We start from the raw sequence: 25,815 nt of genomic DNA on the forward strand, positions 1-25,815 counted from the left end.
GAGCGCCAGCAACGCGCGTTTCCGGCCCAGCCCCCAACGAAAGCCGCGCAGATTGCCATCGGCGCCAAGCGCGCGATTTGAGGCGTGGTAGCAAGCCAGCTCACAAATCGAGTTCAGGCAATAACACGCCTTCGAGCGCCAGCAACGCGCGTTTCCGGCCCAGCCCCCAACGAAAGCCGCGCAGATTGCCATCGGCGCCAAGCGCGCGATGACACGGCACCACGACCGCCAGTGGATTGGCAGCGCACGCGCGACCCACTGCTCGCGCCGCAGTGACCGGCAGGCCGAGCGCGCCGGCAAGCTGGCCGTAGGTGCGAGTGCTACCACGCGGAATGGCCCGCAATGCCTGCCAGACTTGCTGCTGAAAAGGAGTGCCCACCGGATCGAGCGGCAATGGCGGGAGATCGGCTTCGTTGCGCAGGTAGGCTGTAATCGCGGCAATTGCCGCCGATGTCACCTGGGTTTCGGCGAGATTGATTGAGGCAAACGGGAACCCGGCGCGTAGCGCATCCAGCAATGGAGAATCATTATCGCCCAGATAGACGGCGCACAGGCCGGTCGTGGTAGCCGCCACCAGCACCCGCCCCAACGGGCTGTCAGAGAAGGCGACTGAGATTGTTTTGATCTTCACAACAGTGCCTTTTGCTGACGGGCGAGCTGCGCCATCGAGTAGCTCACCCGTCACATGCGGATAATCGTCGCGCGTCCCCCTCAGCATGACGCAACGATCGACATACTACGAGACACCAGATTGCAATTCTTCAGCCAGATCAATCGAGCGCAGTGACGCCGCCGCTTTATTACAGCTTTCATTGAACTCGTATTCAGGCGTGCTATCGGCAACCACGCCGGCGGCAGCCTGAGCGTAAGCGATGCCGTCCTTGACAATCAGCGTGCGCAAGGCGATGCACGTGTCAAGATCACCGTTAAAACCAAGGTGACCGACTGCGCCGGCGTAGATACCGCGCTGCTCACCTTCCAGTTCGGCGATAATCTCCATCGAACGGATCTTAGGCGCGCCGGTAACGGTACCGGCAGGGAAGCAGGCGCGCAAAGCATCAATCGGCTTGAGATCGGCGCGCAGACGACCGGTGACCTCTGAGACGATGTGTTGCACGTGACTATACTTTTCGATGGTCATAAACACCGGCACTTCCACAGTGCCAGGTTCACTGATCCGACCCAGATCGTTGCGACCCAGATCGACCAGCATCAGATGCTCGGCACGCTCTTTCTCATCGGCCAGAAGCTCGGCAGCCAGGCGCTCATCTTCGGCGGCATCACGACCACGCCAGCGCGTGCCGGCAATCGGGCGTGTCGTGACTTTGCCATCACGCACCTGCACGAGCATCTCTGGCGAAGCTCCAACCAGATCGCCCTCACCGGTGCGGATGTAGAACATATACGGCGAAGGATTGATGGTGCGCAAGGCGCGATAGATGGTGAAACTGTCGGCGCTCGTGGCCTTGCTGAAGCGCTGGGAAATCTGTACTTGAAAGATGTCGCCGGCCATGATGTACTCTTTGGCGCGCAAGACTGCCGCCTTAAACTCGGCTTCGGTGCGATTCGAGGCGACCGGATTGGGCGACAAACGGGATGGCGTGTTGTGCGGCTCGTAGTTGCGCAGACTGAAACCGACGCTCGGCGGCAACGGTCTTTGCAGGCGGGAAATCAGCAGCTCGATCCGGTTGACGGCGCGCTGATACTCGGCAGCCAGATCCTCGACATCGAGATGGACATGCGAGATGACGATGATCTTGTGGCGGACGTGATCAAAGGCGAGCAGTGTATCGACAAACATCCACCAGCTATCAGGCATGTCGTAAGGTCGTATCGACGGTATCGGCAACCGCTCGAAATAGCGGGCCGATTCGTAGCTGAGGTAGCCGACGGCGCCGCCAACAAAGATCGGCAGATTAGGGAGCCGAATCGGACGATAAGCACTGAGATAGCTCTCAAGCACGATGAGCGGGTCAGTATACGAGAGTGTCTGCTTATAACCGCCGTGAGTGGCCTGCGCCACGCCATCGTGCATTCGTAACACCATGTACGGATCGCTGCCGATAAACGAATAGCGCCCGACATTCTGACCACCGGTGACGCTTTCGAGCAGAAAACCGAGACCGCCCTGGGCAATTTTAAGATATGCCGAGACCGGCGTTTCGAGATCGGCCATGATCTCGCGGTAAATCGGGCAGAGATTGCCCTGATGGCGCAATTCGTACATCTGGTCAAGGGTTGGATAGTACATTCGATTTCCCCATTGATTGATCTGCCCCAACCGGCATTACACACGATCGTTCGGCAACACAAACCCGACCCGTTCGAGAATCTGGGTCATCTTGGGTTCGGCGACAGCGCGAGCCTGGGCAGCGCCGATGGCGAGAATACGATCGAGTTCAGCCGGATCGTTCATCAACTGATAGTAGCGCTCGCGAATAGGCCGAAGCGACTCGATCACGACCTCGGTCAATTCACGCTTCAGCGTACCGTAGCCTTTACCGGCGAAATGGGCCTCAATTTCGGGCCGGCTCTTGCCGGTCAGCAACTCGTAAATCTGCAAGAGGTTATTTACCCCGGCGCGCGCCGGATCGTCACTGAACCGAATTTCATTGTACGAATCGGTCACAGCCCGCTTGATCGCCCACCGAATCTCATCGGGATCATCGACAATCCGGATGGCGTGGCCGCGAGTGGTTTCCGATTTGCTCATCTTAACCGATGGATCGTTCAGCCCCATAATGCGGGCGCCACTCTCACGGATGACCGGTTTAGGAATGACGAACGTCTCACCAAACAGATGATTGAAGCGCTGAGCCAGATCGCGGGTCAATTCAATATGCTGCTTCTGATCCTCGCCGACCGGCACCTCGTCGGCATCGTAGAGCAAAATATCGGCGGCCATCAGCACCGGATAGGTGAGGAGGCCAGTCATCACACTCTCTTGTTTTTGGGCTTTTGTCTTGTATTGGGTCATGCGTTCGAGCCAGCCAAGCGGCGTAACGCAGCTAAAAATCCACGAACACTCGGCATGCGCGCGCACGTGACTCTGGACGAAGAGCGTGGTCTGTTGCGGATCAATTCCACAGGCGATCAGCAATGCGGCCAGTTCACGAGTTTGCTGGCGCAAAGCCGTCGGTTCCTGCGGAACGGTAATTGCGTGCAAATCGACGATACAGATGAAATTGGTTTTTTGCCCCTGACCGATTACCCATTGCTGGATTGCGCCCAGATAGTTACCGATATGCAGATTGCCCGAAGGCTGAATACCGGAAAAGACACGAGGTTTGCGATTCATACTATTCTCCTCAAGCAGATGACCTTTGTGCAGGCACATGCGATGACAAAGCCATCAGAAAATTAATGATATACTAAAGCCATCATTGTCTTTCGCGATAGTTACAGGGATGCGATGAAGCGTTCGTTCCTTTGGTTGATGTTGATCGGGCTGCTCGGTAGCCTGAGCATACCGGCGACGCCGCTGCTGGCAAACACCTCCGCCAGTTTCACCAGTCTTCATCCAACCGTGCAACCATTGACACCCACGCCGGTCTTTGCGCGCATCACCGGCTACGAGGGGCCGGTCACGCTGCTTGTCTTCGACAGTCGCGGGCGCTTTGCCGGCGCCTTCCCATCGACTATTGCCAACGGCGAAGGCTGGATTGAGGTGATACCACGCGGCGCATTGGGTGAGCACTGGGCTGCGCTCTTCACCGCTGACGGGGAGATGGTCGCCAGTGGTCAGATCTATCGGCTTACTGCCGAAACCGCGCTGCGTAGTGGCGTGACCGGCTACGACCGCCTCTATCCAACAGTGCGCCAGTTTATGGCGGCAGACCGGCTGAGTTATCAGCTTGACGGGCAACCGGTGGCCGGCTACCGTTCGCCCGATAGCCCATTGCTCTGGTTGCGCGATCACTACTACCAGAATCGCGCCTTTCGCTACTTTGAGACCGATCTCTACTCGCTGCCGGAGGCCTTCGCCCGCGCGCAAGCGCCCGATGGCAGTCTGCCAGACTTTCTGGCCCGGCCAGAATGGGGCATTCCAGCGTTCCGCACTCCGGTCGAAGCCGATGTTGAATATCTCTTTGTCCAGTTGATCTTTGAAACGTGGCAGGTCACCGGCAATACCGACTGGATGCTGAAGATGCTGCCTGCGGCTCAGCGGGCACTCGACTATACGCTGCGCGATCCGTTGCGTTGGGAACCAACGCTTGGCCTGGTGAAGCGTCCGTTCACCATTGACACCTGGGACTACGAATATGGCCCGGCGGTAGTAAATCCGAACACGGGTGAATTGGGGCCGCGTCACTGGATCGATGAGCAGACCAAATGGGGCATTTTCCACGGCGACAATACTGGCCTGGCAGCGGCACTCAATGCGCTGGCCCTGATGGAAGAGGCGGCAGGTCAGGCCGATCTGGCCGCGGTGCGCCGAATCATTGCTGCCGACATCATGACGCGCCTCAATGCGCTGAGCTGGAATGGCCGTTTTTACACCCATCACGTCAAACTCATCCCCTACGATGTGCCCGGCGTGAATGAAGCCGAGCAATTGAGCCTCTCAAATGCCATTGCGCTCAATCGCGGTGTGCTGAGTGAATCGCAAGGGCAGGCGATTGTTGGTGAATATCTGCGCCGACTGAACGATCCCAACCGCGTTGCTTTTGCCGAATGGTACAGTATCGATCCACCCTTTCCCGCCAGCGCTTTCGGTATGAACAACCGGCTGGGTGAACGACCCGGCGAATACGTTAACGGCGGTGTCATGCCGCTCGTTGGCGGCGAGCTGGCGCGCGGCGCATTTCGCTTCGGGTACGAAGCCTACGGCTTCAACATTCTGCAACGTTACATTGATCTGATCGAGCGCACCGGCGCAACCTACCTCTGGTATTACCCGACCGGCGGGATCGCGCCAGTGCGTGAATTTCTCCCCACTGACGGCTGGGGAGCCAGCGCTATGCTCGGCGCGTTGATCGAAGGCGCCGCCGGCATCGAAGATCGACAGGTAAACTTCAACGCAGTCGTTATTTCGCCGCGCTGGCTGGCCGATCCCGTTCACGAGATTCGTGATGTCTACGCTGTTGCGCGATACGCTGCCGGCGATGGATACGTTGCCTACCACTGGCGCTTTACTCCTGCCATTGTCGGTCAGCCAGGGCGCATTGAGCTGGCTGTCACCGGGAGCGGCGAAACATTTCGGTTGCGACTGCTGCTCCCTGCCGGAGCCAATCCGCAAGCAGTTATCTTGAATGGCGCGTCAGCATCGCTCCAGATCGAGCAGATCGGCGCGAGTCGCTACCTGATTATCGATGCAGCCGGGCCACTGAATACGGTACAGGTTATGTTCACCACCTCGCGTTAACGGTTTGGTAACGGGCCGTGGCATTCCTCACGGCCCGTTCAAGTTGTTCCTAGCCGACCGACGGCAAACCGGCCAGAGCCATCGCGACTTCGGCATCGGAATATTCGTAGTCGCGCAGCTTGCCGGCCTGATAATCCATATAGGCCTGCAAATCGAAATGGCCGTGGCCACAGAGATTAAACAGGATAACCTCGCTCTTGCCCTCCTCCTTGCAGCGGAGCGCCTCGCGGATGACGCCGGCAATGGCATGATTGGCTTCGGGCGCCGGCAAAATACCCTCGACCCGGGCAAACTGCACCCCGGCGGCAAAGGTTTCGAGCTGCTGGATCGCGATGGCTTCGATAACGCCCAGCTCGAGCAGGTGACTGACCAGCGGCGCCATCCCGTGGTAGCGCAAGCCACCGGCGTGAATGCCGGGCGGCACAAACGTGCTACCGAGGGTATGCATCTTGATCAGTGGGGTCAGATGGGCGGTATCGCCAAAGTCATAGGCATACTTGCCCCTGGTGAGTGACGGGCAAGCTGCCGGCTCTACCGCAACGACGCGCAGCGGGCGCTCGCCGCGCAGTTTTGCTCCGATGAAGGGGAATGCGATACCGGCGAAGTTAGAACCGCCGCCGGTACAACCAACCACCACATCTGGATAATCGCCGGCCATCTCGAGCTGGAGCAGCGCTTCCTGACCAATGACCGTCTGGTGGAGCAGCACATGATTGAGCACGCTGCCAAGCGCATAGCGGGTATCGTCGCGTTGAGCCGCCACCTCAACTGCCTCAGAGATTGCAATACCGAGACTGCCAGTGCTATCGGGATGCTCGGCCAGAATTGCGCGACCGGCAGCCGTCTCGGCGCTGGGACTGGCGATCACGCGCGCGCCGTAGGTCTCCATCAGCGCCCGCCGATAGGGCTTCTGATTGTAGCTTATTTTGACCATGAAGACTTCAACTTCAAGACCAAAGAGCGCGCCAGCGAAGGCCAGCGATGACCCCCACTGACCGGCGCCGGTCTCTGTGACGAGCCGGCGAACACCCTCTTGCTTGTTATAGTAGGCCTGGGCGACGGCGGTATTAGGCTTGTGGCTGCCCGCCGGGCTGACTCCTTCGTACTTGTAGTAAATCTTCGCCGGCGTATCGAGCGCCCGTTCAAGACGACGCGCGCGGAAAAGAGGGGTAGGCCGCCACTGCCGGTAGATTGCCCGCACCTCGTCGGGGATGGGGATGGCGCGCTCGGTACTGACCTCTTGTTTGATTAACTCCATTGGGAAGAGTGGCGCAAGGTCAGCCGGGCCAATCGGCTGGCCGGTTCCTGGATGCAACGGCGGCGGTGGCAACGATGGCAGATCGGCAGCGATGTTGTACCACGTCTCGGGCAGGCGATCTTCGCTGAGCAGATACTTGATGGTTTCCACGGACACCTCTCCTTCATGCACTGCAATCAACCAACAAAAAAGCTCTCGACCAGATTGGTCGAGAGACGGGTAAACCGCGGTGCCACTCTCGTTCGCCGCTGCTCGCGCAAACGGCGCACTCTGCGGGTGCTGTCGGCTCTGCCGCTTCACACCCAGCGCCCTGATAACGGTGGCGTCTCCGGCAACGACTACTGCGGGAAAGATTCCCGGTTTGCCGCGCGACTCACAGGCCCATTCACAAGCGCCGAACTCGCCGATCTCGCACCATCACCGGCTCGCTGGACTGTCGCCGCGCTTGCTACTCTTCCTGATCAACGTCGGCTATTTGCATGTGGCGGCAGTATACCATTCTTGCCTACAGGTGTCAACGCATGTCGCACGATCACGCGCCATCTGCGCCAGGCAAACCGGTCTGCCTGGCGCAGGTGTCATTCACGCCGGCATTGATCCGGCGCTTGAGCAGAACATAGTGCCTACCGCAGTAATGGCACGATCAGAATCACCAAGATCGCTCGCGTAGTCGTGGCGCGTTTTCAGGTAACACCAGCAATCGAACCTGAGCGAGAAACAACCGCCAGCCCCGACTGTCTGTCATTACGGCCTGCAGAAAACATGCACACCGGATTCACAGGACAAATTGACAGTATTACAGATTCAGTGCTATTAGCGGAAGGCAAGAAGTGCAAGAATCAACAACGGCCACCCTTCGCGGGTAGCCGGAGAGAGGGGATGAGGGCGGTGGGCAGATTGAAAACTTATCTGTCGCGCGGCAACCACCGCAAATCACTCCGCTTGACGATGGTAAGTGTAACAGTCTTGTATTAGATCTTGATTAATCGAAGATTAGACGAACGTTAACGCTGATCAGGTTATGAACATTCCCCATGTTATCCACAATTCCACCAGTTATCCACAATCCAATAGCGGATCTCCATTGTCTGCCGGGAACCGAATCGAACCAGGGCGTGACCGGCACCGAAAAGCGGTGTATACTCAAACAGGAGATAGTGCAACAAGAGTTTGCTACACGGCAGAGGAGTAGTTTGTGTCACAACGGATTGTGATTGTTGGCGCGGGACCTGGAGGTTTGGCCACGGCCATTCGGCTGGCCGGACGCGGGTATCAGGTCGAGATCTTTGAAGCGGTTGACAGGCCAGGGGGACGCATGCGGGGATTCTCCCTCGGCGACTATCATTTTGATACCGGGCCAACCATCTTGCAGGTACCGCGGGTCTATGATGAGTTGTTCGAGAGCGCCGGGTTGCGTTTCAGTGATTATGTCTTGCTGACACGACTGGATCCCAATACCCGGATTCGTTTCTGGGATGGCGAACATCTCGATCTGACCTCAAATGTTTCCGCCTTCAAAGCGCAACTGGCCCGCTTCGACCCGGAGCTACCGGCAGCGTTTGAACGCTGGTACATCGAGCATATTCGCAAGTATGTAGTCGGCTACGAACCATACCTTGGCACGCCGGTGCGAACGCCTCTCGGCTATCTGAAGCCGCGCGAAGTGGCAGCGGCGCTGGCATTCCGGCCATGGGAAAGTCTGTACGATCACTTCAAGCGCTTCTTCCGCGATGAGCGGGTTGTGTATGCGCTCTCGTATCAGGCAAAATATCTGGGAATGCATCCGACGGCATGCTCGAGCGTCTTCAGCCTGGTGACCTTCCTGGAATTTGCCGAAGGGATCTGGCATCCGATCGGTGGGTTTCGCGCTCTGGCAGCGGGACTTGCCAGAGCGGCGACTGATCTAGGCGTGGTCATTCACTACAATCAGCCGGTCAAGCAGGTACTGGTCGAAAATGGCCGGGCCTGTGGAGTCGAACTGGTTAGCGGAGAACGGGTACCTGCTGACGCCGTGGTGGTTAACGCCGACTTTGGCTATGCCCTCAGTCACATCATTCCGCCTCACGCGCGCGGCACGTATACCGATCAGAAACTCAACTCGATGGAGTTTTCGTGCTCGACGTTTATGCTCTACCTGGGGGTGAATCGACGGTGGGATGATCTGCCGCATCATCAGCTCTACCTCTCGGCGAGCATTCGGCGCAACGATCCGCTATGGGCGAAGAGCGCAGTGCTTGATGAAGAAGATCCGTCATTCTACGTTTGCAACCCGACAATTGTTGACCCGGGCAATGCTCCGCCTGGCCATAGCACACTGTTTGTGCTTGTGCCCGTTCCCAATCTGCGCTACCCGGTTGACTGGCCGGCAGTCGAGCAACGCTACCGTGATCTGATCATTCGCCAGATGGTGAAATTAGGATTTGAGGATGTCGAGCGGCACATCGTGGTTGAACGACGCTACACCGCCGAGACGTGGCGCGATGAGCACCATACCTATCTCGGCGCAGTCTTCAATCTGATTCACAGTTGGAGTCAGCTTGGGCCGTTCCGCCCGCATATTCGACACAACGGCGCCCGTCAGCTCTACTGGATCGGCGGCGCAGTGCATCCGGGAAGCGGGTTGATGACCATCCTGGAAGCGGCAAAGAGCGCAGTCCAGTTCATCAGTGAAGACCTGCCGCTCACGCAACCGGCGCCGGTTGCGCGCCCGGTTCGCCTGTAACGGCACACAACGTTGCGGGCGAGACACCGAAGTTGGCGTCTCGCCCTTCGCGATCATCAATCACGCGCACCGCCGTGAGCGAGCGCAAACAATTCATCGACATCAAGCAAGAGCGCAGGCTGGGGCAGATCGCGCACGACGCCACACGAGATACCATCAATGTGTTCGAGTGGGGTGATCCCGTCTGCACCGACTCGATGCAGGCTTATCACTTCGTCAACCAGCAAACCGATTTCAGGAGGCTGATCGAACTCAGGAGCTGCAAGCAGGATGTGGCTGTCAAGTTCGTAACCGGGTGGCTCACCGAGAAGCGAACGACCATCGATGACCGGAACTGTCGCGCCATGGAGTGTCACAATACCACAGACAACTGGCGGCGCATCACTGAAGGGCATCAGCTCACTGAGACGGGCCGTGTGAGCGACGTTCTGCATCGGTAACGCCACGTATTGACTGCCGATACGGCAGACCACAACCATCGTCGTGGGGGGTGGTTTGAGCAGGCTCATAGAGACCTCCCTGTCGTATATATTTGCTCATACTGTAGCGCATTGACCGAGGTGACAGAGTTATAATCGAGCAACCGGCAATGAACGTTACACCTTCGCGCCAAACGCTCTATCTCGGCCTTGATCTGGCCTGGTCAGAGCGCAACCCGAGCGGCTTTGCGGTCTGCGCCGGCACACCGGCAGGAGCGCAGGTTGTCCAGCCGCCATGTCGGCTACAAACGACCGCCGAGATTGTGCAAACAATTCGCCGGTTGATCGGTGACGCGCCGGCGATTCTGGCAGTTGATGCGCCGTTGCTGGTGCCCAATGAGACTGGCCGTCGCTCCGCTGAGGCCGAACTGGCTGCGGCTTTCCGCAAGTATGACGCCGGCCCACACCCGGCTAACCGGCGTTTGCTGGCGCGTTACGGCGGCGCGCGTGGTGAAAAGCTGCTGGATGAGCTGGCAGCGGATGGATTTGTCTACACACCGGCGATTGAAGCGGCGGCAAGCGGCAGGTTTGTCATTGAGGTTTTTCCCCACCCGGCGACCGTGGTCTTGTTTCGATTACCTCGCATTCTCAAATACAAAGCGCGACCTGGGCGGTCGCCGATTGAGCGCCGTCGCGAGCTGGCACGCTACCTTAACCTGCTGGCCAGCCTGACAACCGGCGATCCACCCCTGATTGGAGTCGATCAGCTCTGGCCCGTTCAATCACCCGACCGAATAGAGAGCAGAAACCTTAAAGCCATCGAAGACGAGGCAGATGCGTTACTTTGCGCTTACATTGCGCTTTACGGTCACCGCTGGGGCGCCACGCGCTGCCGGAGCTTTGGCAGCGCAACGGGTGGAGCGATTTTCACCCCCTACTGGCGAGAAGCGGACCACCTGACATCAGCCTGACTTCTGGAACACATCAACAGCAAACGAATCGCGCGCGCGGCCCCGCTTGTCGGCAGTCATTGGGCGGCAACGCTGACTTTCGTCCGGTATCGCGAGCCAGAACCGGTGACTGATCTTGTCGCCTATGAATGCGAGCGTGACGTTAACCGATTGGACGCTTGCAGCGCCGCCACCGGCACAGTATGCTAGACAAAAGCCTTCGCCCTGGCGCGCGTGGCGGCAGTGTCGCCGATACCGGTACAGGAGAAGATGATGCCTGTCAATGGCTGTCATCCAGTGTCGCCGTAACGCTGACACGACCCAACGCGATGCTCAGGCGACCTGATTGTTTGGCAGGCGAATCATGCTCGACAATACTGCGCAAACCGAATTGTTTTACCAGTTTGGCCTGGCATTGCTGATTGGCGCCTTGATCGGCTTGCAGCGCGAACATGCGTATGGCGCAAGCGAGGATCTCTTTGCGGGTGTGCGCACTTACGCTATCGTTGGCGTGATCGGATGCGCCGCCGGACTGGCAGCACTGACATTGCAGGCACCGGAGATCTTTGCTGCGTTAACGCTGGTTGTCGGTGGATTGCTGATCGCAGCGTATATCTTGAGCAGCCAGCGCGAAGGGGTCGGATTGACCAGCGAGATGGCGGTACTGATCACGATGCTCTGCGGCGGTCTGGTAGCGTGGGGATACGGAACTGTGGCTACAGCGGTTGGGGTAGCTGTCACAGTGCTCCTGGCCCTCAAAGCGCGTTTACATGGACTGGCGCGTCAGCTCAGCGCGCAGGATATGCAGGCAGCCCTGACGCTGGCTGCGATCAGTCTCGTCGTCTTACCCGTCTTGCCAAACACCTCGATCGGCCCGGCGCCGTTTGAGGTAGTGAATCCACAGAAGATCTGGTTGCTGGTAGTCCTGATCTCAACGTTGAGTTTTAGCGGCTATGTTTTACATAAGATTATTGGCACAACTCACGGCATTGCGCTGACCGGTCTAATCGGCGGGATCGTCTCATCAACTGCTGTGACGCTCAGTAACACCCAACGCAGCCGACAAGCGCCAGAACTGAGCCGTGAGTATGCGCTGGCCATTATGCTGGCATGGTGCGTTATGTTTGCGCGGATAGGGCTACTAACCGGTACTGTCGCGCCGGCGGTTTTGCAGGCATTATGGCCAACCCTGATTGTTGGGGGAGGTTGTTGCCTGTTGTGGGGAGGGTGGCTGGCCCGCCAGTCTCGTCAGCATGAGGAAACGCCACTACTGTTGGGCAATCCGCTGGAGTTGCGTTCAGCGATTGGCTTTAGCCTGCTCTACACTATCATCCTGGTTGGCGCCAATGTCGCCCGCGCGCAATTTGGCAATACCGGAATCCTTGTCAGCAGTCTGTTTGGTGGGCTAGTTGATGTTGATGCGATCACGCTATCGCTCAGCGAGCTGGCAATTGCCACAGAAGGTATAGATAGCACTACCGCCGCCAACGCCATCGGCATTGCCGCATTAACCAATACGCTGGTGAAAGGCGCCATTGCGCTATTCGGTGGTCACCGAAAACTGCGACACGCAATCGCGCCGGCGCTACTGCTGATCAGTGGCGCAATGATCGCCACGCTGGTTGGGACATGGTAAGATCGGGCAGGTTACCAAAGCAGTGGCACCAACCGCCAGGAACGCTGCTGATACTCGCGATAGCCGGGAAGTTGCGCGAGGAGGAGGCGTTCTTCGTATTGCAGCTTGGCCACCAATACGACCAGCAAAAGCAACCATAACGTCCAACGCCAGATTTCTGGCGCCGCCAAAATCCAGCCAAGTGTGATGAGCAGAAGGCTGGCGTACATCGGGTGGCGAATCAGGCGATACGGTCCAACGCACACCAGTTCGGTCTGCGGCAACGGATCAGGCAAGACTGATAGACGACGCAAACGCATTGTGAGCAAAGCCCACAACCCGAGCGCAACGCCACCGATCAGCAGACCGAACGAAATCGGCGAGGAAGGAAGCAATGGTCCAGTCAAGGCAATTGCACCCAGGCAGGAAAACTGAGCAAACACCAGACCAAACGAACGAAACGGCGAACGGATCATAACCGGTGACCTCCCAACAATAATGAACAAGGTTCTCTTCTCATGATTGCATCAATTCGCGGCATTATTCAAAGCATAGGCAGTGATCACCTGGTCGTCGAAACCGGTGGAGTCGGATTCCTTATCTACGCGCCTCGAACGACACTGGCTGCCGCCGGCGCAGTGGGGAGTGAAGCGTTCTTGCATACAACGTTGATCGCGCGGGAAGATGCGCTCACGCTGTACGGATTTAGTGATCTCGCTCAGCGCAGCCTGTTTGAGCAACTGATCGGCGTCAGTGGAGTTGGTCCAAAGCTGGCGCTCAGCCTGCTCTCGAGTGGTTCACCAGATGAAGTGCGCGCGATGATCGCCGGCGGCGACATTACCCGCTTGTCCCGGGTACCGGGTATCGGGAAGAAAACAGCTGAGCGCATCGTGCTCGAGCTGCGTGGCAAGATCGATTTACGCCAGCCGACCAGCGCAGTCAGCTCCAGTGTGGCTAGCATTGATCGTGAACTGAGTGACATCCTGGTCAGTTTAGGTTACAGTGCCGCTGAGGCGGCGGCGGCGATTGCCGCCTTGCCGCCTGATGCGCCTGCGGCGCTGGAAGAGCGGTTACGCCTGGCGTTGCGCTATTTTGGCAGCGCGTGACGGAGAAAATGCAGCTTCACCGCAAGCTTCAATCGCCAGGACATCGGTCAAGACGAACCGGTTCTCCTCTGCGAACGGAGGAATGGCATCGGCACGGATGAATGCATTGACCTGGAAAAGGAAGGCCAGCCTATCCCAAACTGCGACACGGTTAGCATTGCATTAATCAGCTTACAGTCCTTCAACTACCCAGCGGCCAACCGGCCAATATCGGTTGACCGGCGACAAACCGCTCGATCTGCGCCAGCGCGACCACAGGAATACCCAACTCAAGCAACGGTTCGCGCCCCTTTTGAAACAATTTCTCAACCACAAATGCAGCAACAACCACTGTGGCGCGGGCTTCCCGAATCATTTCGGCCAGTGCCAGAGCGGTGCGTCCATTTGCAAGAAAATCGTCAACGATGGCTACCCGCGCGCCGGCAGGGAGAAAGCGAGCAGTAATGACCAGTTGGGTTTCGCGCCCTCTAGTTGGAGAGGGAACCCGGCGGGTCAACGCCGGCGTCGGCACGTCGGGATCATACTTTTTAGCGTAGACCAGCGGGAGCTGGGCGGACAGCGCCGCGGCCAATGCCGGTGGAATCCCGCTCGCTTCGGCGGTTACGATCAGATCGGGACAAAACCGATCCAGGCGAGTTGCCAGCTCCGCCCCGATCGCTTGCATCAAGCTCGGGTCAATGCGGTGGTTAAGGAAATGGTCGATTTTCAGAATCTGATCATCAACTACGACTGCTTCCTGAGCAATCCGGCTAACAAGTGGCGGGAAGGGAGCACACAACGTATCTTGCTGTGGGGCCATAGAACAATTTACACCTCTAGCTGTAATTCGGTACCATAAGTTTCATGATAATAAACAAGTGATTTGGAAATCGCCGTGGTGATAGGGCTGTGGAAGATGTGGAAGAACCGGTAGATACAGCATATTGAGGCTAGATTCGGCATGTGGAAATCATGGGAACATGTTTCCACATGGGAAGAGTGCATGACACCATAAGCGGCAGCTTCCGCAAAGCGTCCACGAACTATACACGCGATATTCCGCAGGTTATCCACAAAGGTGACGAGTTTTCCACATAATATTGCCAGTTATCCACAAGGGGTAAAAACAGGAACAGGGCGGTTCACCCGCCCTGTTGCCGAGGCACTCTGAATACGCCTTACGATTTTTCCCCTGGACGATCGCGGTCGTCAAGATCGAGCGTATTAATGAAGTTACGGAAAATCGACAGTGAATCTTCGTTGAGTTCAGGCTCATTTTCCGAAGAGGTCTCAGCGGCTGGTTCTGCGCTGCGGCTCGGCGCAGGAGGCGTGACATCTTCGGACTGTTCTTCTTCATCAAACAGCACCCCAGCCTGCTCGAGCACGTGGTCAGCCACAAAGATCGGCGCCTGAACTCGTTCGGCAAGCGCGATGGCATCACTAGGACGGGCATCAAGCTCAATCGCGCGCCCGGCCTGGTCAATCAGAATCCGCGCGAAGAAGGTGTTATCGCGGATGTCATTGATATAAATGTGACGGACCAAACCGTCCAGTTCGCCGATGGCAGCCTTGAGCAGGTCGTGCGTCATTGGTCGTTGCGGCTCGTGACCCTGAATTGCCATCGCAATGGCATCGGCCTCAAACTGACCGATCCAGATGGGCAAGTAACGATTTCCTTCAGTTTCACGGAGGACGACGACCCGGCTCTGCGTCAACAGGCTGACACGGATACTATCGACGACGACTCGTATCATCGGCCGGCCTTTCATGAAACGCCCATCTCCGGCGCTTAAGTGGGATCCGGATCGGGCAGCGGAAGAATCAGCAGTTATATCTTATCATGCGACGAAAGATGCCGTCAAGATTGACAAACCAATCTGCCCGGTGTATGCTCTCCCGGTAAGAAGAGCGAGTACGAGCATGCAGGTTATCTTTGATCGACCTCCCTGGTTTGAGCGATGGAACCGAAGTCAGCGCCGGCTGGCTGCGGCCCGTCAACTTGCGCGGCGTTTACGCGAAGGTCAATACTATCACTCATCTGGTGTGGCGGCAGTGTCGTTGGAGAGACGCGCGATTCGCTGGCGGTTTCAACCATCACGCCGAACAGGACATCTCCTGCTGATCGTTGTGATTGCGTTGATTCTTTCCATCGATCAGTTGCTTCCCTGGCAGGCTTTGATGGAGCCTCATCCCGTCACTAAAGTTGCCACTCTCGTTGTGACGACACCGGCGGAGCAGGCAGTGAAAATTGCGCCGGCGGTGCGACGATCATCGGTCAAAGCAGATGAACCGGAGCCTGTAGCTCCGGCGCTTAGCGCTCCTATACCGGTTGTAACAGCGTTCCAGACTACGCACCTGTTGAGTGAGGGTGAGACGCTGGCCGAAGTAGCAGCACGCTACCAAATCCCATTAAGCACACTGGTTTGGACTAATCAGCTTGATCGTGGTGATGCTTTACGGGTAGGTCAACCGTTGCGGATTGCCCGTCTTGCGGGCGCTACCCATACGGTGGCCGCGGGCGAGACGCTGGCGGTAATTGCCGGGCGATACGGTGTCGCGCCGGAAGCGATTATCACGTTTGCCCCAAACCGACTGCAAGACGGGCAACTAATTGTCGGGCGCGAGATCTTCATTCCTGGCGGTCGCTTGACCTGGACGGTGACGCAGGAGGAGTCATTTGCGCAGCGCAAGGCCGAACTGGTTGGCGTCATTTTAGCTGATGAAACAAATGTTCGGTCTGGCCCCGGCACCGATTATCCGCGGCAGACGCAACTGGCAGCGGGGCGGCAGGTAGCGTTACGTGGTCGTTATAATGACTGGCTCAAGATAGAGATTGGTGACGTTACCGGTTGGATCCGGAGCGATCTGCTAGAGGTCGATCCGGCTGAGGTCGTTACGCTGCCAGAGGTTCGAGACTTCCCGCCGCCACCACCGCGATGGGTATGGCCAGCGCGCGGGGTGTTAACATCGGGGTTTGGGCCACGTTGGGGAGGGTTTCACAACGGGATTGACATTGCCAATGTGGCCTGGACGCCGATTGTTGCCGCCAGTCGGGGATGGGTCTACGAAGCCGGCTGGTGTAGCGGCTACGGATATTGCGTCAAGATTCGGCATCCCGGTGGAATTGAGACCATCTATGGCCATCTGATTGCGCGACCGGTGGTACGGGTTGGGCAGGAGGTGAGTGCCGGGCAATTGATCGGCCACATGGGGAGCACTTACGATCGCGCCGGAGGCGGTTACTCAACCGGTGTTCATCTCCACTTTACCATTCTCGTGAACGGACGGGCGGTCAATCCACTACGGTATTTGCCGTGATAGGGTTTGAACCTGGAGGCAGCGGCTGATGCCTGGCCCTTTGGACTGATCTGAACGTCTTGTTTACCATCCTCTGCACAGCCATTTCCTCAAGTATCACACGGTGGATGTGTGCAGCCGGCGCGCGCATTGCGTGGATGCAGCTTGCTGATGAAGCTTGCGTTGCCAATTTCACCGGAAGGCGGGGCACTATCTATCCGGTTGCTCTCCTTTGAAATCTTGCCAGGCTGTTTCCTCGATAACCGGCGGGCATTCGCAAAGGAACTGGCCCTGTAACCGGGGCTCAGGTTCGTTCTGTCTGCTGCCTATGGTACAATAGCAGCCAGGGTAGCTGCTTAGTGTGGGTGTTTCACGTGAAACAGCAAGCGACAGGCTCGCAACCGCGCGTACTGGCAATTGCAAATCAGAAAGGCGGCGTTGGCAAAACCACGACTGCCGTCAATCTTGCCGGTGAACTGGCCCGTCGTGGCCGGCGGGTGCTCTTGATTGATATCGATCCACAAGGCAATGCAACAACGAGCCTGGGCATTGCCAAAGCAGCATTGACTGTCACGACCTACGATCTCCTCCTCGGTGGCGCGCCGCCGGAAACGATACCGCTCGCCAGTGGGCGTGAGCGACTCGATATTATTCCCGCCGATCAAGAACTGGCCGGCGCTGCCGTGGAACTGGTCACATTGGAACGGCGCGAATGGCGCCTGCGTGATGGCATAGCGCCACTGCTACACCGCTACGACTGGATCGTGATCGACTGCCCTCCCTCGCTGGGATTGTTAACCCTCAACGCACTCTGCGCCGCTCAGTCGGTGCTGATTCCGTTGCAATGTGAATATCTGGCCCTCGAAGGCCTGGCGCAACTCAAAACAACTCTAGAGCGGGTGCGCGAGCATCTGAACCCACTCCTGCGCATCCTGGGAGTCGTGATGACCATGTACGATGGCCGCACCAATCTGGCGCAGCAGGTTGTGGACGAAGTGCAACGTTACTTTCCACAGCTTATCTGTCGCACCCTCATCCCACGCAGCGTGCGTCTGAGTGAAGCGCCAAGCCATGGACGTATGGCTTATGAGTATGATCCCCATGGGCGCGGCGCGCAAGCCTATGCGCTGCTCACCGACGAATTGATTGGGCGAGAGGAGCGAGTATGAGCCGGAAACGTGGTTTAGGCAGCGGCCTGGATGCGCTTATTCCATCAACCACCACCGATCAAACCATGGTGCGCGAATTGCCAGTAACCGCCATCCGGGCCAATCGCGCTCAACCTCGTACCTCCTTCGATGAAACGGCACTCGCCGAATTAGCGGCGTCTGTTCAAGCCCACGGTGTCTTGCAGCCCCTGATCGTGAGCGAAGATCCGGCAGGCGGCTACGAACTGATCGCCGGCGAACGGCGCTGGCGCGCCGCCCGCATGGCCGGTTTGACGACAGTGCCGGCTATCGTCAAAAATGCTACCCCGCAGCAATTCCTGGAACTGGCTCTGGTCGAAAATGTCCAGCGTGCCGATCTCAACCCGCTAGAAGAAGCGCAAGCTTATGAGACACTGCGGCGAGAGTTTGGTCTGAGTGATGAAGAGATTGCCCGTCGGGTTGGCAAGAGTCGGGTGGCGATTGTCAACAGCCGTCGCCTGCTCCGCCTTACTCCAACCGCGCGACAGGCCCTCCTTGACGGTGTGATCAGCGCCGGGCACGGTCGCGCTCTGCTGCGCCTCGAGGATCCGGCAGACCAACAGGCTGCGCTGGAATTGATTAAGGCGCGCGAACTCTCGGTGCGCGATGTAGAACGGCTCGCCGAACTGGTTACTCAACCTGGATTGGTGGCTGCCACGCGCAATGCCCTGTGCGCTGGTCAGATCGAACCGGCACAGGCGCTGGCATTGCAACAACTGGCCGACCCGCAGCTTCAGGCGACAGCCTGCGAAGCGGTCATGACCCATCGTCTAAACCGCGCTGAAACCGAGCGATTCTGCGCCGCCCTGGCCGCGGGAACCGAGATCGGTGCAGCGCTGGCCGAGATACGTAGCCGGAGTAGTCCCATACCGCCCACGTTATCAACGCGAGAGCCTCCCGATCGCATACGTTCACCAATGGGTGCTTCACCTGAAGACCGCATGGCTCAGCAAATGTTTGAAGAGTTGTTGCAAACACCGGTGCAGATTGCCCGGAGTGGAAAAACCATCAGAGTAACGATTACGCTGTATGGTGATGAACAGTTGCAAGGGTTGTACGATCGTTTAGCCGGAAGTTAGCGAGTGGATGCCCATATGACGACAATTATTGCTTTTGGCAATCCTGTGTATGATGAGATTATCACGCCGGTCGCGCACACCGACGGTCGCGTGCTCTCTGGGTGTTCTACCAATGCCTGCCTTGCCCTGAGTCGCCTCGGTCGCGCGACCGGACTGGTTGGACGAGTGGGTCCGGATTACATCAACCGGTTTCAATCGGAACTTGTCCGCTATGGAATAGAGCCATTCGTTGAATTGTCGCCGCAAACGGGAGGGTTTAAACTCGTTTACGATGCGCGTGGCGATCGCACGCTCGATGTGCTTGGCGTTGCCGAACCGATTCAGACGGTACCGGCAGCAATCGTCAGCGCGGCAGCGGTGATCGTTGGCCCCATTTTGCAAGAGACACCGCTCGACTTGATCCAGGCGATTCGCGCTTGTACCGATGCGCCGATCTTTCTCGATCCGCAAGGTCTCCTACGACGGTTTGGCCCGGATGGCCGGATCGAGCATTTTCTCCCCGAGACCTTCGCCGCGATTGCTCCCCTCTGTCACGTCATCAAGGCCAACGAGGTCGAGACAAAGGTGATTACCGGTATCGACCCTCGCCATGATCCGGCACTGGCCGCGCGGCGTCTACGCGAAACCGGATGCGCAATTGCCATTGTGACTCTGGCTGAAGCCGGCTCGCACATCGATGACGGTGAGCGGTCGATCGCCATTCCTGCTTACGCGACCGAAGCCCGCGATCCAACCGGGGCCGGTGACACCTATCTGGCCGGTTTTCTCCATGCCTACCTGTCTGATCCCTTCGATCTGTTCCGCGCCGGTTGCACTGGCGCAGCTACCGCCTCAATCTGGATTGAGTATACCGGTCCTGACGCGCCGATCACATCCGCCGAAGTGGAGCGGCGGACAGCGTCACTGGTGCAGCAGTATCGCTAATCTGGCAATGGATGGGGGTATGCGCTTGAGCAGCGCTCTAGCTAGAGGATGAATGTCAATGATGCCATTGCTTGCCCGCTTTCGCCAATTTTATGAGCAGGCCTCGTTGCCGCTCGGTCATTTCTGCACTCGCTTGGGAATCCATCCCAACGCGCTTACCTACCTGAGTCTCCTCTTCAGTGTAGTGGCCGGCTACCTTCTCTCACAGCGCGCTTTTTTGTGGGGAGTAGCAGCTATCTTGTTGATGGGTCTAGCCGATGTCCTTGATGGCGCCACGGCGCGAGCCAGCGGCAAAGCCAGTGAGTATGGCACGGTGCTTGATCACGTGACCGATCGCTACGCTGAGGCGTTTGTCATGGGCGGGTTGATGCTCTCTGGCGTGGTAGCGCCGGTGTGGACACTCTTCGCTATCTTTGGCATGGTGATGGCCAGCTATGTGCGGGCGCGGGCCGAGGCTACCGGCAAGCTGGCGTCGTGCAATGTCGGATTTGCCGGTCGGCAAGAGAAGCTCGGTTTGTTGCTACTCGGCCTGCTGTTGATGCCTCTAATCCCCAATTTGCCTGTGCTAGAGTGGGCGGTAATCGCTGTTGGTGTCGCTTCGCATATTACTGCGGTGCAACGCTTGCTATACACTCGCCAGGTATTAGTAGTCTCAGGGCGTGATCAAAAGTTGCGCAAAGAATCAGGTGTTGCATAATTTTTAGTGAGGTGGCTATGTCTCTCTCCGAAGCTCAGGTTCGCCACGTGGCTCGCCTTGCCCGCCTTGCCCTCACGGATGACGAAGTGGCCGTCATGCGCGCGCAGCTCTCGGCTATCCTCGATTACATCGCGATGCTGCAGGAAGTCGATGTCAGCGACGTTCCGCCTACGGCACAGGTGACCGGCCTGACCACCGTCTGGCGTCCAGATGTGGTTGGCGAGATGCTCACCCAGGAACAGGCGCTGGCCAACGCGCCCGATCAGCAAGATGGGATGTTCCGGGTTCGCGCCGTGTTTGAGGAGTAGCGATTCCGCAGTTGCAACCGACGTTATTGCGGTTGGGCAGCGTCATCCCGGCGATGACCGGCCAATGTGTCTGGGGGGAAGGTGCGTACCAGCCGAACATCGACTTGTCCGTTGGTCTGCTCACGTAGGGCAAACACCTCTGGATACTGCGCACAGCAAGCTCTAACAAGCTTCGCCAGACTGCCGTAACCGAACTGACCCGGCTTGAAGGCAGGATCGATCTGGCGCAGCGACTGGCCGAGCAAACCGGCGCTCACCCAATCGCCATCCCGTTTCGGCGCTGCATCGATAGCTCTGACCAGCCAGCAGGCGGCTACCTGCAATAGCTGGTCGTTCGTCGGTAAAGCTTCAGGCATGGTAGACGCTGGCGATCGCGCGATGATTGAGGCGGTCTGCGCGTGGGTTAGCGGCTGCATCATTGACCCATCCTGGTGTGGCTGAGTTAACTTTGGTTCTGATGCGTCACTACGAGCCAGCGGCGACTCCTGTGGCGATGACTCACTCTGTCCTGGGCCGACCTTCTCCAGTAACACAAAGTGACTGGCTGCCGCTTTCAACGCGCCCGGTGTGTTCCCGTTCCCAATCACGACAACTTTGATACCCGCTGCCCGCAACCGCTTAATCAGCGGCGTATAGTCGCTATCACTCGCGGCGATACAGAAGCAGTCAATCCGGCCTTGAAACAGCAGATCCATCGCTTCCACGGTTATCAGAATGTCAATCGCATTCTTGCCGGTCGAAACCCGTTCGTGGTGGATCGGACGCAAATCATAGCGGGCGATCGGTTCGATCCAGTTCTGATACGAGGGTAAGGCCCAGTTGGCAAAGACCCGTCGCTCGCACAGAATGCCTTGCTGACGAGCGATTTTCACCACCTGCTCGGCAAAGCTCGCCGATGTATTTTCGCCGTCAATCAGCAGTGCAACTCGTTGCGTGGGAGGTGGCGCAGCGATCGGAACCGGAGTTTTGGAGCGGGTAGTCAGCAGTGAGCGTAGCGCGCGCGCGATTGCTCGCCAGGTCAGGGGCAACAGTGATGGCATCTTGTTCTCCGAAACTTAATGCCGGGGATTGAGTGTCTGTATTATAGCAAAGCAAGGTAACTGTAACATAACCTGCTATCGCCTGGTAGCAGCCGGGAATACCTCTGCATAACAGTGTCTTGGCAGGAAAAGTGTAGTGGCACTGTTCCAACTATCTCGCGATCTGCCTGGTCTAAGCCGGAGTGAAATTGATGAGATGGGCGCGCTCACAGCCGGAATGGCTGCGAAGGCGCTTTTCATATCCGATCTGCGCCTGATGTAATAGAGCTGTCACAACGGATCGCGCGTTCCCGTTCGTGTTCTGGCGGCGGGTACAGCCATGCGGTTTCATCAATGTCGTTAGCGCTGATTAACCATCCTGTGACAGGAAAGATGTTTCACGGGAAACATCTCGCGCCTTCTCCTTGACAACGTCTGGTAAATAGTGTAAAATTAACACCAAGCGGGTATAACCCCGTTTTTCAATCGCTATAGTTTAGTGTTAATTAGACACTTTTTACACAGGAGGCGCGCTATGATGACCATGTTGCTGCTCGGCCTGACGGTGCTGCTTGGCGCGACGGCAATCGGATCGGCCTTACCGCGGCCTTCGTTGCCGCCGGTGGTCTATTTGCGCGCCGAAGCGCCATCTGATTCGGGGAACGGTGATTTGGGGTTTGCGCTGATTATCTTCGTCACCCTGGCGCTGGTGGTAGCAATGGCGGCCTGATTTGTAACAGGCTCTTCAGTCCGTGTTTGCTAACCTGAGGCTTGTTACCGGCGCAAGACAATGATCCGGGTGAGAAGTGTCGGTAAGCGTCAGCCAATGGGTATCTCGAGAGTTGGATCGCTGCCGGGGAGCGTTACGCAAGCGTGTCTGTCTTGCCATACGCTTCCCACTGTCTTGACACCCGGATGGTGAGCGGGGCTATTGCAGGAAGGTCACTTCGCGACGTTACCCGTCTCCCTGGCGCCAGTTCCAGATAATCACCGAGAGGTAGCCTGCCGCGCCAATGGCAACACCTACCGGCCATGAATTACTGGCTTGCATGCCAACGAGTCCGGCCAGTAGCGGTCCTACCGCTGCCAGCAGCGGGCGCAGATCATCGCCGGGCGGCAGGTGTGCTCGCCGGCGTCGCCGGCGATTGATAGGCTCAGCCTCAGGTAGCTCTGGTTGCCCGGTTTCGTCTTCATCATCCTCATCGTCTTCAGCCTCAAAAATTGCCGGCGGCAGCGGGTTCTCAACCGGCGGGTTTTCCCGCAGTTCGGCTCGATAGGCCTTGCGCCAACGGTACGTTGGCCGACGACGGGTTTCGTAGAGATGGTATGCGGCTCGTTGCAGAAAAGCGGGCTGACCAGCGCTGAGCCTCATCAGCTCGCGCACCTCGTCGGCGCTAAACAATGCCTCACCTTCATCAAGGTAGCTGTCGAGCAGCAGACGCGCTTCGGCAAAGCTGAGCGGGCCGAGCCGCACGGTAGCAAACGGTTCACTGAGCAGCGGCGGCGTCCCTCGCACCGCGCCGACGACCATCAGATCGTAGGCCAGGCTTTGGCCGGTTGGGCCGGCAACACCGTGGTAGCCCGGCGCACTTCGCCGGGCCAATCGGCCCAACCGTTCAAGCAGGTCTTCCCCCCAGCCGGCTGCAATCGCTGCCTCAACGCCATCAAGACAGATCAGCACCGGACGACCACTAGCCGCCAGGCGCTGTTCGAGCGCAGTGATGGTCGGTTCGGTGCCGCCGAGCGCGCGCACGATCAGGCTGTAGGTGGTGACAGCGTCGGGTAGCAGAGCTAAATCGAGGTAGAAGGCATTGAGGTTGGGAATTTCAAGCACTGCTCCTGCCGCCTGCGCCAGATGGGTAAGGAGCGACGAACGTCCACTGCCGCTCGGCCCGTAGAGCAACAATGGCCGCCGTCGTTCGAGTTGTTCACAAGCAGCGCCCAGTTCTCGCCAACGTCCGACAAACCGACTCGGATCGGTAATGCGACCGCGCTCGCCAAAAGGATTGCTCATCGTGACGCCCTTTCTCTACCAGGCGCAAGCGCGCAGGCGACCAACGAAAGTCTACGGTTGCAGGTACCAGCGCTCGATATTCCACAAATAACGCGGTGTGCTCAGGTCAATCGGCCCGTCAAGTGTATGCAGACGGGTGTTGATCACCACTGCCGAACGATCCACCCACAGATACAGATAAGGCAATTCACTGGCGAGGCGAGCCTGCAATTGGGCTATCGCGCTACGTCGTTCCTCGCGACCATACAACTGGCGCGCGATCAGGGACTGCTCATCATAGACCGGATCGTTAAAGCCAACAAAATTGCGTGTGGCCCGGGTATCTTCTGGCCCCTGGGCAAGTTGGCTGGAATGGAAAAGGGCGAAATCATCGGGATCGTAGAACATGGTATCGGCAAACGCAGGATCGCCGGCGCCGTTGATCCAACTGCCGAGCAAGAGGTCGAAATCGTAAGGCGCGACATAGCGGGCGAGGATGACGGTGGCAAAATCAGCCGGTTCGACAACAATCTGAATGCCGATGCTGGCGGCAATTTCAGCGATACGTCGCGCAGCCACCAATCGCCGTTCGTCATCGTTGCGCGCGTAGAGATGGGCAATCAACGGCACTCCCTCGCGTTGGCGGATGGTCGCTCCCGGCGGCAGCGTCCATCCAGCCGCATCAAGCATTTCACGCGCCGCCGGTAGATCGCCGGCGGTTACCGGCGCCGTCAGATCGGCCCAACTCCCCGGTAGCGCGCCATTGCCAACCGGGATGCCTGCTCCCTTGGTGGCTGCTTCAACCAGGCGCGGCAAATCGATAGCAGTGGCAAGCGCCTGGCGCAAGCGTACATCGGCGAAAGGACGACCGGGTCGCAGGTTGAAGGCGAGAAAGTACACGCCATTTTCCGGGATACTTCCAGTCCGCAGCGTGGGAACATCGGCCAGAACTGCCTGCTCACTCCAGTCTAGTTCTGCCGCCAGCAGGCGGCCATCGCGCAACGCGCTTTGAGCAACATCGGTTTCGGGGATGACCGTCAGCGCTACTTTATCAAGCAGAGGCGCCCCATGATGATACTGCTCGAAACGCTCAAGGATGAGACCGATGCCGGGCTGTCGCTCAACCAGGCGAAATGGCCCACTGCCAATTGGTTGTTCGAGAAAGTTGATCTGGCTCAGATCGCGCCCGCTTAAGAGGTGACTCGGCAAAATCGGCACTGCCAGCAAGCTCAAGATCGGCGCGTAACGACTGCGCAGTTCGATCACCACCGTGCGTTCATCAGGAGCAGACGCGGTACTGATATAACGCAGGTCGGCGAGCAGGGCAGTACTGGTTTCAGGCAGGCTCCGCAATGCTTCAAGGGTAAAGAGCACGTCGGTGGCTGTCAGGGGCTGGTTGTCGTGCCAGCGCAGATCGGGGCGCAGCGTAAAGGTCAGTATCCGTCCGGACTCGTCGATGTCGAGCCGCTCGGCCAGATCTGGTGTCGGCCACAAATCGGCATCAAGTCGCATCAGACCGCTGTAAAGTAGCCCGATCAGGGATTCTTCGTCGCGCGAGCGCGGTTGCCATGGGCGGAGGGAGCTAATATCAGCAGCGATTCGCAGAGTCAGGGTGCCGCCGCGTGGTAAAGGGGTAGCGGTCGGTGGCAGCGTGGCGGTCGGCGGCAGGGTAACAGTAGGAGTGGGAAGTGCCGGCATTCCACAGGCAATCAGCCAGCTACTAACCAGCATAAGCCAGATGAGATACAATCGGTATTGCCGGAGCGGGTTGTGATGTTTCATACAATTATTATACCAATGCTCGATAGACAAAACGGCGAATTGGCACAAGCTTGTGGTACAATACCATAGCGGCAATAAAACACAATGATGGCCGGTTGCAATGGCGTGGAAGGGA

At 58.0% G+C, this 25,815-nt stretch carries 23 protein-coding genes; 12 read left to right on the top strand and 11 right to left on the bottom strand.

Going from position 1 to position 25,815, the window contains the following annotated elements; genetic code table 11:
* Positions 1–100: 100 nt before the first annotated feature.
* The 3 genes from Q0650_RS00795 to trpS are packed head-to-tail and all read right to left on the bottom strand — an operon-like array spanning position 101 to position 3,298.
* The gene (locus tag Q0650_RS00795) at positions 101–718 is read right to left on the bottom strand and encodes a methylated-DNA--[protein]-cysteine S-methyltransferase (protein WP_298814789.1); all 618 of its coding nucleotides are present in this window, start codon (positions 716–718) and stop codon (positions 101–103) included.
* A gap of 18 nt (positions 719–736) precedes the next feature.
* Entirely contained in the window at positions 737–2,251 is a 1,515-nt protein-coding gene (gene trpE, locus Q0650_RS00800) for an anthranilate synthase component I (RefSeq protein WP_298814791.1), read from the bottom strand.
* A gap of 36 nt (positions 2,252–2,287) precedes the next feature.
* On the bottom strand, positions 2,288–3,298 hold the full coding sequence (trpS, locus tag Q0650_RS00805) for a tryptophan--tRNA ligase (protein ID WP_298814793.1): 1,011 nt from the start codon (positions 3,296–3,298) through the stop codon (positions 2,288–2,290).
* A 114-nt stretch (positions 3,299–3,412) separates the two neighbouring features.
* On the opposite strand from trpS, the gene Q0650_RS00810 reads away from it, so the two are divergent.
* Complete coding sequence (locus Q0650_RS00810; protein ID WP_298814795.1) at positions 3,413–5,365, top strand: hypothetical protein; 1,953 nt, start codon at positions 3,413–3,415, stop codon at positions 5,363–5,365.
* 49 nt (positions 5,366–5,414) lie between these two features.
* Here the strand turns inward: Q0650_RS00810 and Q0650_RS00815 are convergent, their stop codons facing one another.
* Entirely contained in the window at positions 5,415–6,773 is a 1,359-nt protein-coding gene (locus Q0650_RS00815; RefSeq protein WP_298814798.1) for a TrpB-like pyridoxal phosphate-dependent enzyme, read from the bottom strand.
* A 1,045-nt stretch (positions 6,774–7,818) separates the two neighbouring features.
* On the opposite strand from Q0650_RS00815, the gene Q0650_RS00820 reads away from it, so the two are divergent.
* Entirely contained in the window at positions 7,819–9,345 is a 1,527-nt protein-coding gene (locus tag Q0650_RS00820) for an NAD(P)/FAD-dependent oxidoreductase (RefSeq protein ID WP_298814801.1), read from the top strand.
* Positions 9,346–9,401: 56 nt separating this feature from the next.
* On the opposite strand, the gene Q0650_RS00825 is transcribed toward Q0650_RS00820, so the two are convergent.
* Complete coding sequence (locus Q0650_RS00825; RefSeq protein WP_298814804.1) at positions 9,402–9,854, bottom strand: chemotaxis protein CheW; 453 nt, start codon at positions 9,852–9,854, stop codon at positions 9,402–9,404.
* A gap of 80 nt (positions 9,855–9,934) precedes the next feature.
* Between Q0650_RS00825 and Q0650_RS00830 the strand changes: the two genes are divergently transcribed.
* Positions 9,935–10,735, top strand: a complete 801-nt coding sequence (locus Q0650_RS00830) for a DUF429 domain-containing protein (RefSeq protein ID WP_298814807.1) — start codon at positions 9,935–9,937, stop codon at positions 10,733–10,735.
* Between the two features lie 343 nt (positions 10,736–11,078).
* Positions 11,079–12,350, top strand: a complete 1,272-nt coding sequence (locus tag Q0650_RS00835; RefSeq protein WP_298814810.1) for an MgtC/SapB family protein — start codon at positions 11,079–11,081, stop codon at positions 12,348–12,350.
* 11 nt (positions 12,351–12,361) lie between these two features.
* Here the strand turns inward: Q0650_RS00835 and Q0650_RS00840 are convergent, their stop codons facing one another.
* Positions 12,362–12,805, bottom strand: coding sequence for an isoprenylcysteine carboxylmethyltransferase family protein (locus Q0650_RS00840; RefSeq protein ID WP_298814813.1), 444 nt, complete (start codon positions 12,803–12,805; stop codon positions 12,362–12,364).
* Positions 12,806–12,847: 42 nt separating this feature from the next.
* On the opposite strand from Q0650_RS00840, the gene ruvA reads away from it, so the two are divergent.
* Entirely contained in the window at positions 12,848–13,435 is a 588-nt protein-coding gene (gene ruvA / locus Q0650_RS00845) for a Holliday junction branch migration protein RuvA (protein ID WP_298814815.1), read from the top strand.
* A gap of 181 nt (positions 13,436–13,616) precedes the next feature.
* Here the strand turns inward: ruvA and Q0650_RS00850 are convergent, their stop codons facing one another.
* Together Q0650_RS00850 and Q0650_RS00855 are read right to left on the bottom strand one after the other, a co-directional pair.
* Positions 13,617–14,234 carry a phosphoribosyltransferase family protein gene (locus tag Q0650_RS00850; protein ID WP_298814818.1) on the bottom strand — a complete coding sequence of 206 codons (618 nt, stop codon included), beginning with the start codon at positions 14,232–14,234 and terminating at the stop codon, positions 13,617–13,619.
* 358 nt (positions 14,235–14,592) lie between these two features.
* Positions 14,593–15,168 (bottom strand): bifunctional nuclease family protein, encoded by a 576-nt coding sequence (locus Q0650_RS00855; RefSeq protein WP_298814821.1) that lies wholly within the window; start codon positions 15,166–15,168, stop codon positions 14,593–14,595.
* 166 nt (positions 15,169–15,334) lie between these two features.
* Between Q0650_RS00855 and Q0650_RS00860 the strand changes: the two genes are divergently transcribed.
* The 6 genes from Q0650_RS00860 (at position 15,335) to gatC (ending at position 20,906) form a co-directional block, all read left to right on the top strand.
* Positions 15,335–16,732, top strand: a complete 1,398-nt coding sequence (locus tag Q0650_RS00860; protein ID WP_298814823.1) for a peptidoglycan DD-metalloendopeptidase family protein — start codon at positions 15,335–15,337, stop codon at positions 16,730–16,732.
* Between the two features lie 353 nt (positions 16,733–17,085).
* Entirely contained in the window at positions 17,086–17,880 is a 795-nt protein-coding gene (locus Q0650_RS00865) for a ParA family protein (RefSeq protein ID WP_298814826.1), read from the top strand.
* A complete protein-coding gene (locus Q0650_RS00870) occupies positions 17,877–18,977 on the top strand; it encodes a ParB/RepB/Spo0J family partition protein (RefSeq protein ID WP_298814829.1) in 1,101 nt (366 codons plus the stop codon). Before Q0650_RS00865 ends, Q0650_RS00870 begins: the two co-directional genes overlap by 4 nt.
* Before the next feature lie 15 nt (positions 18,978–18,992).
* Positions 18,993–19,901, top strand: a complete 909-nt coding sequence (locus tag Q0650_RS00875; protein WP_298814831.1) for a PfkB family carbohydrate kinase — start codon at positions 18,993–18,995, stop codon at positions 19,899–19,901.
* A gap of 58 nt (positions 19,902–19,959) precedes the next feature.
* Complete coding sequence (locus Q0650_RS00880) at positions 19,960–20,598, top strand: CDP-alcohol phosphatidyltransferase family protein (protein ID WP_298814834.1); 639 nt, start codon at positions 19,960–19,962, stop codon at positions 20,596–20,598.
* A 17-nt stretch (positions 20,599–20,615) separates the two neighbouring features.
* On the top strand, positions 20,616–20,906 hold the full coding sequence (gatC, locus tag Q0650_RS00885) for an Asp-tRNA(Asn)/Glu-tRNA(Gln) amidotransferase subunit GatC (RefSeq protein WP_298814837.1): 291 nt from the start codon (positions 20,616–20,618) through the stop codon (positions 20,904–20,906).
* A gap of 23 nt (positions 20,907–20,929) precedes the next feature.
* Here the strand turns inward: gatC and Q0650_RS00890 are convergent, their stop codons facing one another.
* Complete coding sequence (locus Q0650_RS00890) at positions 20,930–21,946, bottom strand: NYN domain-containing protein (protein WP_298814840.1); 1,017 nt, start codon at positions 21,944–21,946, stop codon at positions 20,930–20,932.
* 514 nt (positions 21,947–22,460) lie between these two features.
* On the opposite strand from Q0650_RS00890, the gene Q0650_RS00895 reads away from it, so the two are divergent.
* Positions 22,461–22,655, top strand: coding sequence for a hypothetical protein (locus Q0650_RS00895; protein ID WP_298814843.1), 195 nt, complete (start codon positions 22,461–22,463; stop codon positions 22,653–22,655).
* A gap of 225 nt (positions 22,656–22,880) precedes the next feature.
* Here the strand turns inward: Q0650_RS00895 and Q0650_RS00900 are convergent, their stop codons facing one another.
* Both Q0650_RS00900 and Q0650_RS00905 read right to left on the bottom strand, forming a co-directional pair.
* The gene (locus Q0650_RS00900) at positions 22,881–23,939 is read right to left on the bottom strand and encodes an ATP-binding protein (RefSeq protein WP_298814846.1); all 1,059 of its coding nucleotides are present in this window, start codon (positions 23,937–23,939) and stop codon (positions 22,881–22,883) included.
* 51 nt (positions 23,940–23,990) lie between these two features.
* Positions 23,991–25,700, bottom strand: coding sequence for a peptide ABC transporter substrate-binding protein (locus Q0650_RS00905; protein WP_298814850.1), 1,710 nt, complete (start codon positions 25,698–25,700; stop codon positions 23,991–23,993).
* Positions 25,701–25,815: the final 115 nt, after the last annotated feature.

It is taken from the genome of uncultured Chloroflexus sp., assembly GCF_937129525.1.
GTDB lineage: Bacteria > Chloroflexota > Chloroflexia > Chloroflexales > Chloroflexaceae > Chloroflexus.